The following is an 11,068-nucleotide window of genomic DNA, read 5'->3' on the forward strand; positions in this document are numbered from 1 at the left end:
GGGCAGGGCGCAGGGGGGAAAAAGGTAATTTTTACTTCTCTCAAATTCCCAATTCCCAATTCGCAATTCCCAATTCCCAATTAATTCAACGGTTCCATAATGGCTCTTAAACCATTGCTAGAGAGTGTTTTGAGCATTTCTTTAGCGTTATATTCACTGCTAAATACTCCTGCTTGCATAACTCTTTGACCTTCCCAAACTGTGGGAAACGCACCAGGAGCAAGCGATCGCACTAAATCTTGATCTCTATCAGTCAACAGTGGAACTACTACGCGATAACGTACACCAAATTGTGTTGCAGAGCTACCACCATAAGGAATACTTGCAGAGCTTGTTTGCATATTCCGAGCATTACCAATAGGGATATTCTGATCGGGAAGTGGTAAAAGTGCTGAAGCACCTGGGGCAGTAGCTTCTACTATTGGTAATGGCTGCTGTGTTTGATTCCTTGTGCTGGCAACTGAATTGGATGGGTACTCAGGGGCAGTAAATTCGATCGTATTAGGATCAATCCGCACATATAGCAACTGTGGTGTGTTAGACGGCTGTGCTGGACTGGAAGTTGCAATTTGAGTGTTAGTTGGTATTTGTCTCATCGACAAGCTACTAGGAGTCGGAAATCCAGCAACTTTAGATGTGGGTTGCTGTTGATTGGATATAGGCGTGGGAAGTGGAACCTTAGCTGGCACTAATGGCAGCAGTTGACTGTTTAATTGTGTAGAAACAGGATTATTTGCTGAAATACTGTTGCTGTTTTGCCTATTAGTAGTTTCAGAGATTTCGGGAGCCGAGAAGGTGATTTCCCCAGTTGGTGGTATTTCTTGTAACACATTGTTGGGAGTTGATTGAGAATTCTGTGCTGCTAGTGCTATTGTGCCGTTAATATCTACCTTGCCAGTGATGCGATCGCTCACAAGATTATTACCGCCAGCAGAAATCATCTGTTTAGCAGCGCTGGCGTTAATGTCGTAGCGGCCATTATTTTGAAATTGATTACCCCCTGGTTCCGATGCACTACCCAAATCTGGCATTGCTTGAGCGATCGCAACTAGACCATCTTCTTTATTATCTTGAATAATATTATTCCGTAAAATCGGGTGCGCCTTTGCTTGCACGACAATTCCCGATCTATTGTTCTGAATTTGATTGCCTATAACTATCGGAGCGGCATTTTGGGCAATATTAATCCCAAAACCCGTTTGGTGAAAGACATTTTCTTTCACTTGGGGGCTGGAATTCCCGGCAATTGTGATGCCATTGGCTCCATTGCGATCGAAGTAATTCTTGCTAATGGTAGGTGCAGCATTACCACTGACAGAAATCCCATCTTGGGTACTGCCAGTAAATGTATTTTCCACAATTACCGGATCGCTAGATTCAATCCATAAACCGTAACCCCGGCGATTGCGGTTCGTCAGCGTCACCCCAGTGAGCAAAGCTTGGTTTGCCCCCACAATTGTGACATTTTGACCGCCAAAGCTCCGACTCAGGTAATCACCCCCTCCCTGAATGATAATATCCTTACCTTTATTGCTAGGGTTGCCTTGAATTGAAACACCCGGTTTCAGCATTAAGGGAAATTCCTCTCCTGTCTCGGTGCTATAAGTGCCCGTGGAGAGCATAATTACAGTATTGGGGTTAGCTAATCGCAACGCATGGGTAATCGTTTTTACAGGAGCAGATTCGCTACCATTACCTGCGTCGTCATTTCCACCATTTGGGTTGACAAACAGCACGTTAGCCTGAGAATTTTTTGTCTCACCTAGAGGTGCTGAATTTGGTGTTGATGGCATCTGAGCGATGCCCCCGGCGAGCTCCGCTAACGCACTATCCAGGAACGTCATACTTGTCGCTCCCATACCTACAGTAAAAGATAATACCGATAAACTAAAAAATAAAAGTCTTGCTGATTCCAGAAACTTAAGTTTGGCAAGCATAATATCTACTCTACGGTACTTAGGAAACACACGGTAGTGAATCATATTTAACACAACTCCTTAGAAGTAACAATAAATTCTTATACTCTTAGAGAGTATTATGTCGATAATATTACTCACATATTGACCGATTGGCGATTTTTAATACAGGGTAATAAATAATATTGTGTCTGTTCGAGAATACCTTTCTCTAAAAGACACGTTACGCGATCGCCAAAATACCCTCACCCTAAAAGAGCTTGTAATTCAGGACTCACGCAAAAAACTCTTCATCGAGAGACAAACACTCTTTAAATAGTATCTATGCAGTCTCAATTTAATTTGCCCATTGGAGATTTTCTGATGTATCCCTTTCGGCTAGTCCTTTGTAAGCTGGTTGTTCACCCTAAAATACTTGACTAACCTTAGTGCAAAACTGTAGCCTCAAACTACCCTTATCACTGCATATAAGAACATGGGATAATTTATCGTAACCCTCATTACTACGCTTTTTTGCGTAGATTCGGCAAAAATTGAGTAAAAAAAGCAAATTAATTGACTTATGGTTACTAAGAGATATGATAATTCACATTTTGATGAAAGCACTAACGGGGTTGTTGTAATGGTCGAGCCATACAGCCAAAAAGAGCAAGTACAGCAAGTTGTCTATCGCATTTTAGATGCCAATTTAGACCGCGCTCGTGAAGGCTTGCGAATTATTGAAGAATGGTGTCGCTTTGGCTTGAATAATGCCCAGTTAGCTCTTGAATGCAAGCGTCTGCGACAAGAATTAGCCAAGTGGCATACCCCGGAATTACGGGCGGCGCGAGATACACCAGGCGATCCTGGAACTGAGTTAACTCATCCTCAAGAAGAAGAACGAGCTAGTATAAAATCAGTATTGCAAGCTAACTTTTGCCGTGTCGAAGAAGCATTGCGGGTGTTGGAAGAATACAGTAAGCTTTATCAGCCAAATATAGCTAAAGCTTGTAAGCAGATGCGCTATCAGGTTTATACCCTAGAAAGTAGTTTAATGGGTCATCAGCGCCATCAATTGTTGTGGCGATCGCATTTGTATCTTGTTACTTCCCCGAATGAAAATTTGTTGAATAACGTCGAAGCTGCACTTAAAGGGGGATTAACGCTTCTACAATACCGTGACAAAACCGCCGATGATTCTTTGCGTTTGGAGCAAGCCAGAAAACTCCGACAGTTATGCCATATCTACGGTGCTTTATTCATTGTTAACGATCGCGTGGATCTTGCTTTAGCTATCGATGCAGATGGAGTACATCTGGGACAACAAGATATGCCCATTACTGTGGCTCGGCAATTACTAGGTTCCCAGCGTCTAATAGGTCTTTCTACCACCAATAAAGAAGAAATGCAAGCAGCAATTACTGAAGGTGTAGATTACATTGGCGTGGGGCCAGTTTATGAAACTCCCACAAAAGTAGGTAAGGCAGCAACAGGTTTAGAATATGTCAGCTATGCTGCGAAAAATTGCTCAATTCCCTGGTTTGCCATTGGCGGAATCGATGCCAATAATATTAATGATGTGATCGATGCTGGAGCCAAACGTGTAGCAGTGGTGCGATCGCTCATGCAAGCCGAACAGCCTACCCTAGTAACACAATATTTGCTCTCCCAACTCAATCGCATTAAGCCAGAACTTTAAAGAGTCATTTGTCATTTGTCATTAGCCCAAAGTGAGTAACCAATTCACCATTCCCAATTCCCCATTCCCCACATTTATGTCTAATGAGATTACGGTTCAGGTAAATGGGGAAACCCATAGCTGTTCGTTTCAAATTTCTTTACCCGACTTGATCCAAGAGTTGGGTTTTAACCCGCGCTTGGTGGCTGTAGAATATAACGGCGAAATTTTACATCGCCAGTTTTGGCCACAAACCAAATTGCAGCCAGGCGATCGCTTAGAAGTAGTAACTATTGTTGGTGGTGGTTAGTTGATGTGAGCCAGCAAGCCCAAATCTTTAAGGCTGCGTCGTGTAATCTCAATGCGGATGGGTGCATCCTCTGGTTTATACATATCAAGGGTTGTTGCAAAAAAGTAGACGTTTTTGTTTTGTTCTAAATAACCCACAAACCAACCAACGTTTGGTTTGGTACTCGTTAACCATCCCGTCTTTCCTCGCAGTGTGTAGTCTGGAGTTTGTTCGCGTACCATAATGTCTTTGACGAGATTTATTGCCCGTTGAGAGAAAGGTAAATCGCCTTGATACAACCGTTGCAAAAACTTAATTTGCTCTTGGGGTGTAATTTGCAATAGCTGCTGTTCTAGCCAAAAACGATCAATGTCTGCGGCGGTTCCAATCTGACGATTCCCGTAACCTACTTTGTTAATAAATTGCTGCATCCGTTCATATCCAGCCTTACGCGCTAGTACTTGATAGAACCAAACAGTTGAATCCTTAAAGGCTTGGCGCAAATTCGTATCATGATTCCAAGCATTGATATCTCGGTAAATTCCATCCCAAGTGAGAACCGCCACATCATCAGGAATTACACCTGTTTCTAGTGCCACCAGGGCGTTAAAAATTTTGAATGTCGAAGCTGGAGCGATCGCAGTTGCATTACGTTTAGGATTGTGTTCATAGATGCGGTTATTTTTTGAGTCGTAAATCAAGATTGAGCCTTCACGCCCAAATTCTTGAAAGTGCCGCCCAAAATTTGGCACTTTAATAGCAGGACGTTCAGATGAGGTTGAAGCTGGTTGAGCCAGAATAGGCATTGTTCGGAAGCTAATTACACTCAATACAGCAACACATCCAAGAATTGTAAATATAACAGCTTGCCTTCGGTAATGCCGAAGAGATTGCCACATCTGAAACAAGATATTTTTCATTGCATATTTAATAAAATCACAAAGGAGATTTTACAATGCAATCTTGCTCATTTGCGAAGAGATGAACATCTGTGCATCACTATTCTATGTGCATTCATCTCACAAAATCGCGTCTGATTTGTAAAGCGATCGATGAAGAGTTCTACGCTTGGCTAATTCTTTACCTTTGCGGCCAAGTTGCTCACGTAGCTGTTGATCTTTGCACAACCGATTGAAAGCTTGAAAAACTTCATAACCAGAATTAGGATTAACCAGTATCCCATTTTCTTCATGCTGAACTGTGTCTAGAACACCACCTAAGCGAGGGGCAATGATCGGCTTACCGAAGTAACTTGCTTCTAAATAAACCATACCAAAACCTTCCATATTATTAGGTTTAGTATCTAATAAAGTCAGCATGGCAAATATGTCGCAAGCTGCATAATAACCAGCTAATTCACGCTCTGGCACATATCCAGCAAAGTGGACGCACTTATCTACCCGCAAACGATGCACCAGAGATTTCAGTTCCGATTCACTTGCCCCTTCACCGCAGATTATATAGTGGACATCGACCCCAAAAGTTAGCAATAGTGGGATATTATCAATCACTCGGTCGAAAGCTTTATGTTTTACTAGCCTTCCTATAGAAAGAATAACTATTGCTGAATCGGGAATGTTGTATGTCTGACGCACGCGAACACGTAAATCATCAAGGCTACTGGGACTCCCGACATTGTTACCAAATTTTTCTGGTCTGATTATTGGGTTAATAACGTAAGTAGGAGTATCTAATCGTAAAGCAGTTCTGAGGTAGTCTTGTGTATAAGAACTGCTACATACAATACCTTCGGCTCTATGAAGTGTTAATTTAAATAGCGATCGCAGCACGGGATTGTGTAAAGTACAAAGAAAATCATTACCGTGCAGATAGATAAAAAAGCGAATAGGTAAAAAATAGCTCAATAGCAACAGTGAAGGAAAATCATAGCCGTGGCCCCACTCTATATAACGGTAGTGATAGCGAAAATAGAGTTTGATTGCTAGCACAAACGAGCAGACAATATTGACAAAAGGCTTCAGGATATTTCCCACAAAGCCACTACGCCAGGATCTAGGATAAAACCAGCGATATACTGGAAATTGTTGACCTTCATCAAATACTTTATCTCCTGAGCAACTAGCCGCCAGCACAATAACTCGTTCTGGATCTTGGAGACAACGATTGTACATATATTCTCCAATTACAGCTTCTTTCGGCAAGAATATCCGGGATATGACTAGGATATCTGGGTATGCAGCTTTGTCTCTGATTTCGGCTGTTAGTTGAGAAATATGTTCCATAATCAAGTTGATAAATTTACTTCAAATAATTTTGAATTTATTTACAATTAGGATTACTTTCCAAGCCATAATTATTATTTTATTTCTTTTAAAACGAATCTGGTAGACAAAATTGAAGGCTATATTAGAAGATTAGCCAGCAAGTTATTTTTTTATTGTGTTGATTTTATTTTGGCGGCAAAATTCTCAACATTTGAGAATTTTTGTACATGATGGACAATAAAATAAAATCTAACACTTGTAGTCCAATGTAGTCAAATTTCTCAATGAATAACTGTTGCAAAAATTACGAAACTTACCTACGTTCACTAGAATATATTGAATAGTCTAGACTGGTGTGCCAAAATGCCAAAAGTTTAGATAAGTATTTGATAACTATCTGTGTCTGCTTAGTTCTGCTGATAAGCATCACGTCTGCTTATAGCACTACTACACATACGTAAGCATCAGGTCTATATCTGTCCTTTATATTACTTTAAATATAGAGATATCCTTTTGGATTCTGACAGAACAAGTAGGGTGAAGTATTAAAAAATTAGTCAAAATAATCATGAGAAAGGAAAAACATCTGTATAATCCAAGACTGTAGCCTGGAATTGCACCGTCTAAGACGTAGCCTGTCCTAGACATCACAAATTTCTGTGATGATGAACATATCTTAAGGTACGGTTCCCCAGTCGAGAAATCCCCCCTGCGATCGCTGCATACGCCAGATAAGACGCGGTAGATTGAATATGTAGCCTTTAAAACTGAATGCTACAAAGCTTGCTTGTTACGGACTGGCGTTAGTGACATAACCGCAAAACTCCTACCAGCATGGAGATAAATCATAAAAATTCTGTTTTCCAAGCGATTGTATTATGCGTAAAAAACTACAACAAATCAGCAAACCACTGTTAAAAACCTTCTTAGCACTAGGACTAGTGTTAAGTTTGGTTCTTAGCCACGCCGATGGAGCATTAGCGGCCCGCAGTGGGGGTCGAATCGGTGGTGGCTCTTTTAGAGCGCCTTCCAGCCGCACCTATACACCGCGCACTTATGCACCTCCTGGCGGGGGCGGATACTATCCTGGTGGTGGTTTTGGTGGTGGTTTTGGCTTTCCCTTCCTACTTCCTTTCTGGGGTATTGGGGGAGGATTTGGTGGTCTATTTAGCATCTTAATTTTCTTTGCGATCGCTAATTTCTTATTGCAAACTTTCCGCCGTGTCTCTGGCGGTGAAACACCAGAAGCAGATTACAGCAGTAACTCTCCTGTTTCTGTAACTCGTTTGCAAGTAGGTTTGTTAGCTCAAGCCCGTGAATTGCAAAATGAACTCAACCACATTGCTGAAACTGCTGATACTAACACCCCAGAGGGAAGAGCAGAAATTCTGCAAGAAGCCAGCCTAGCTTTACTCCGCCATCCCGAATACTTTGTATATGCAGGTGGTGGTACTCAACAAGCCAGTTTAAATTCAGCTGAAAGTCAGTTTAATCGGCTGTCACTGGCAGAACGGAGCAAGTTTAGCGAAGAAACTCTTTCTAACGTCAACAACCAGCTAAAAGCAGCCCTTGCTAAAGAAGCGTTACCCCAAGCTGGTGAACTAGACAACCCCACCCGCCTATTTACTGAAGGCCCTGGAGAATACATTATCGTCACGTTGCTGGCGGCAACACTAGGCAAGTTTGATATCCCCACAGCGATTAACAGTGCTGATGATTTGCGTCAAGCTTTGCGCCAAATTGGTAGTATCCCTAGCGAAAAACTTCTGGCAATTGAAGTACTTTGGACTCCGCAAGCTGAAAATGATACGCTGACATCTGATGATGTACTGGCAAACTATCCTGATTTGAGACTTGTTTAACCTCTAAAAATTTCGCGCTTTACTGCCACTAAAAAACTTGGCATCTTGGCGAAACAAATAAGTTCCTCATTGAGTGCAATAACTAGAAAACCGTTTGTCAATAACAAGCGGTTTTTTGTATAACCTAGATATACCAAGAATTACGCACTGAGAACTAAAATATCGATCCACCCTAACTCCTCTAAAAAAAGGAGAAACTCTCAAAGCGCTGTTTAAAAAGGGGGTTGGGGGATCTATTATGCGTAAGCCCTATATACTTAACTATCTTTTAGAAAAATTATTCTTAGCCAAGACTTTGGTAATATTATCAAAATGTTATACACGTAAAGCGGTATCTTATGACTAATGTTGAAGCCGACGAAAACCGAGAGCATCGCATTAAAACAGAGATCATTGTAGATGCTGAAGACAAAGAAGACCGAGCTATGGGTTGGTACTACTACCTCGAAGAAGCTCTAAATTTTCCCTTTATGGCTAAATGGACTAAGAAGGGACGTAAATCAGGCTCTACCGAGGAGAAAGAAGTGGAGGTACTGGGAATGGCCCCAGATGATGAGTGTTTAAAAGATATGCTTGTCGAAGTGGCTTACATTAATGGTAAGGATGATGATGTATATTCTGCAAAGTTATCTGAAATAGCAGCCATTGACGCTGACAGCGAAACTCAAGAAGCGATCGCAGACTGGCTCTATTGGATTGCCAGAGGATACAAGTTTTAAACTCTAGGATAAATATCGAATGACGCGGCAGGGATTACCCGCAGCGACAACATTCTCAGGTATATCTTTGACAACTACACTGCCAGCACCAATGGTTGTGTTATCACCAATCGTGACACCTGGACAAATAATTGCACTGCCACCAATCCAGACATTATTACCAATGTTTATTGGGGCAGCTAATTCTCTACCAGAAAGGCGAATTTCTGGCTCTGTAGGATGATAGGCTGTATAAATTTGTACATAAGGAGCGCATAGGACATTTTCACCAATGTGAACTGGATTGCAGTCTAAAATTACACAGCCATAGTTCATATAAAATTTGTCGCCGACAAAAATATTACTACCATAATCACAGTGAAATGGTGGCACAATTGATACTTTGTCACCTATCTTTCCAAATAACTCTTGCAAAATTTGCTGCCGTTGATCTTGCTGTTCTTCAGTTGTGGAATTGTACCTTCGCAACAGACGACTAGCTCGTTTATTTTCGGCAGCCAATTCTGGATCTTCCGCCAGATACAATTCGCCTGCGAGCATTTTCTGTTTTTCGGTTTTTTCCATGACATTCAGAATAGTTGTGAAAAAAATCAAAGGATTCTGATTTTAATGGCAGTATAAAGGACTAAGTAAGCTGGCACAATAAAATCAAACTATGTAAATAAAAATTAACTAGGCTAAAACCCTTATCCCAACGACAACTATTTACACCCACTTAAATAAGTTGGCGTGAAAAAAAACTAATTATGTTGCGAAACGTAAATAGGCTTAAAACCTTTACTAATGACTAATGACAATGGACAAATGACAGCCTTAGCCAGTTAGCTTTAATTTCGCCGACCTACTTACCTAATTAACTAAATATGGCATAAGTGGCTTTTCCTTGCCGTTTAGCTCGGTACATCGCAATATCAGCATCCCGTAGCAGAGTTGCAGGCTCCTCATAATTACTAAAATTCCAAGCAATACCAATACTAGCTGTAGTAGATAATTCATATCCATTCAGATACAGTGGCGATCGCAACGATTCTTGAATCCGTTTGGCAACATTGGTAGCATCGGTAATGTCTTTAATATCCTCTAAAAGAACTGTAAACTCATCACCACCAAATCGCGCTACAGTATCACCACCACGTAAGCACGACTCTAAACGTCTAGCGATCGCTACTAAAAAATCATCCCCTATTCCATGCCCAAAGCGATCGTTAATATCTTTGAAACCATCTAAATCCAAAAATAAAACTGCAAAATAATAATCGCTTCTGCGTTTGCTGCGCTCAATTGTTTGTCTGAGCCTGTCTAGAAACAAAACACGATTTGGTAATGCTGTCAGCCCATCATAAAACGCATTACGGATCAGTTGTGCCTCTGTCTGCTTGCGTTTGGTGATATCTTGAAACACTAAAACTGCACCAGTGATATTACCATTGCGATCGCGGATGGGTGCAACTTTATCCCCAATCGATATCTCTTTACCATCTTTGGTAATCAGTATACAGTTTTCTGGAAAATCCAAAATTTCACCTGTTTTGATTACATCTGCGGCTAAACTTTCAATTTTTTCTCCTACATCTTTGTCAACTAAGTTAACTACTTCTACCAAATCTTTACCGAACGCTTCACTTTCCTTCCAGCCCGTGATTAGTTCTGCTGTGGGATTCATCATTTGAATACAACCATTAGCATAAGTCACAATCACTGCACTGCTCATACAATTAATAATTGCTGCCAGCCTTTGTTTTTCTTCGTATAATATTTTTTTGCTTTGATGTTTGTATAGAGCCATTTCAATCGCAAAATGTAAATCACTTTCAATAAATGGTTTGACTATGTAACTAAAAGGCTCACTTAGCTGGTTTTCATATAATGCTTTATATTCCGAATATTCTGTTAAATATACTACAGGCACATGGAAGTGATTCTGGATGATGTCTGCTACGTTCACACCGTCAATTTCACCAGCTAGGCAGATATTAATTAATACTAAATGTGGATGAGTTTCTGCTACCTTTTTTATTGCTTCTTCACCAGATTTAGTAGTTTCTGATACGGAATAACCTAATTTTTGTAAACTCTTTCTAATATTTGAGGCTATGATTTTTTCATCCTCAACAACTAGGATTTTGCGGGCGAACATGGTAAAACAACCTGTTTGCTAGGGTTCAGATTTTGTTGTCAGTGTCAACTCAATACGAAAGTTATTATTTCATCATAAACAATCTTTTACGACTCTGTAGTATTGCTTGATATAAATACTTAAACTAATGAGCAAATAGCATCATGTTATTAACCTCCAATAATTTCTGTGTTTGTCAAAGCTAATTATGATTAATGTATGCAGTTAATATCATGCCATTAACATAAAATGTAAATTACCATATAATTACCAGCAAACAAAAG

The 11,068-nt window shown here is 40.6% G+C and carries 10 protein-coding genes; 5 read left to right on the plus strand and 5 right to left on the minus strand.

Going from position 1 to position 11,068, the window contains the following annotated elements:
• Positions 1-80: 80 nt before the first annotated feature.
• Positions 81-1,982: a DUF1565 domain-containing protein gene (locus tag GNF10_RS31080; RefSeq protein ID WP_185580393.1), complete on the minus strand. Its 1,902-nt coding sequence runs from the start codon at positions 1,980-1,982 to the stop codon at positions 81-83.
• A gap of 121 nt (positions 1,983-2,103) precedes the next feature.
• On the opposite strand from GNF10_RS31080, the gene GNF10_RS39030 reads away from it, so the two are divergent.
• The 3 genes from GNF10_RS39030 (at position 2,104) to thiS (ending at position 3,883) form a co-directional block, all read left to right on the plus strand.
• On the plus strand, positions 2,104-2,235 hold the full coding sequence (locus tag GNF10_RS39030) for a hypothetical protein (protein WP_260446354.1): 132 nt from the start codon (positions 2,104-2,106) through the stop codon (positions 2,233-2,235).
• A gap of 243 nt (positions 2,236-2,478) precedes the next feature.
• Positions 2,479-3,594, plus strand: a complete 1,116-nt coding sequence (locus tag GNF10_RS31085) for a thiamine phosphate synthase (protein ID WP_185580392.1) — start codon at positions 2,479-2,481, stop codon at positions 3,592-3,594.
• A gap of 76 nt (positions 3,595-3,670) precedes the next feature.
• A complete protein-coding gene (gene thiS / locus GNF10_RS31090; RefSeq protein ID WP_185580391.1) occupies positions 3,671-3,883 on the plus strand; it encodes a sulfur carrier protein ThiS in 213 nt (70 codons plus the stop codon).
• Here thiS and blaOXA read toward each other — a convergent pair.
• Positions 3,880-4,773: a class D beta-lactamase gene (gene blaOXA / locus GNF10_RS31095; protein WP_311774243.1), complete on the minus strand. Its 894-nt coding sequence runs from the start codon at positions 4,771-4,773 to the stop codon at positions 3,880-3,882. The genes thiS and blaOXA overlap by 4 nt on opposite strands.
• A 108-nt stretch (positions 4,774-4,881) precedes the next feature.
• Positions 4,882-6,105 carry a glycosyltransferase family 4 protein gene (locus GNF10_RS31100; protein ID WP_185580389.1) on the minus strand — a complete coding sequence of 408 codons (1,224 nt, stop codon included), beginning with the start codon at positions 6,103-6,105 and terminating at the stop codon, positions 4,882-4,884.
• 860 nt (positions 6,106-6,965) lie between these two features.
• Here GNF10_RS31100 and GNF10_RS31105 point away from each other — a divergent pair.
• Both GNF10_RS31105 and GNF10_RS31110 read left to right on the plus strand, forming a co-directional pair.
• The gene (locus GNF10_RS31105; RefSeq protein ID WP_185587249.1) at positions 6,966-7,949 is read left to right on the plus strand and encodes a DUF1517 domain-containing protein; all 984 of its coding nucleotides are present in this window, start codon (positions 6,966-6,968) and stop codon (positions 7,947-7,949) included.
• A 338-nt stretch (positions 7,950-8,287) separates the two neighbouring features.
• On the plus strand, positions 8,288-8,668 hold the full coding sequence (locus GNF10_RS31110) for a calcium-binding protein (protein ID WP_185587250.1): 381 nt from the start codon (positions 8,288-8,290) through the stop codon (positions 8,666-8,668).
• A gap of 3 nt (positions 8,669-8,671) precedes the next feature.
• On the opposite strand, the gene GNF10_RS31115 is transcribed toward GNF10_RS31110, so the two are convergent.
• Positions 8,672-9,232: a sugar O-acetyltransferase gene (locus tag GNF10_RS31115; RefSeq protein ID WP_185587251.1), complete on the minus strand. Its 561-nt coding sequence runs from the start codon at positions 9,230-9,232 to the stop codon at positions 8,672-8,674.
• Between the two features lie 289 nt (positions 9,233-9,521).
• Positions 9,522-10,805 carry a diguanylate cyclase gene (locus GNF10_RS31120; RefSeq protein ID WP_185587252.1) on the minus strand — a complete coding sequence of 428 codons (1,284 nt, stop codon included), beginning with the start codon at positions 10,803-10,805 and terminating at the stop codon, positions 9,522-9,524.
• Between the last annotated feature and the right edge of the window lie 263 nt (positions 10,806-11,068).

Source organism: Nostoc sp. UCD121 (assembly GCF_014222285.1).
Classification (GTDB): Bacteria; Cyanobacteriota; Cyanobacteriia; order Cyanobacteriales; family Nostocaceae; genus Nostoc.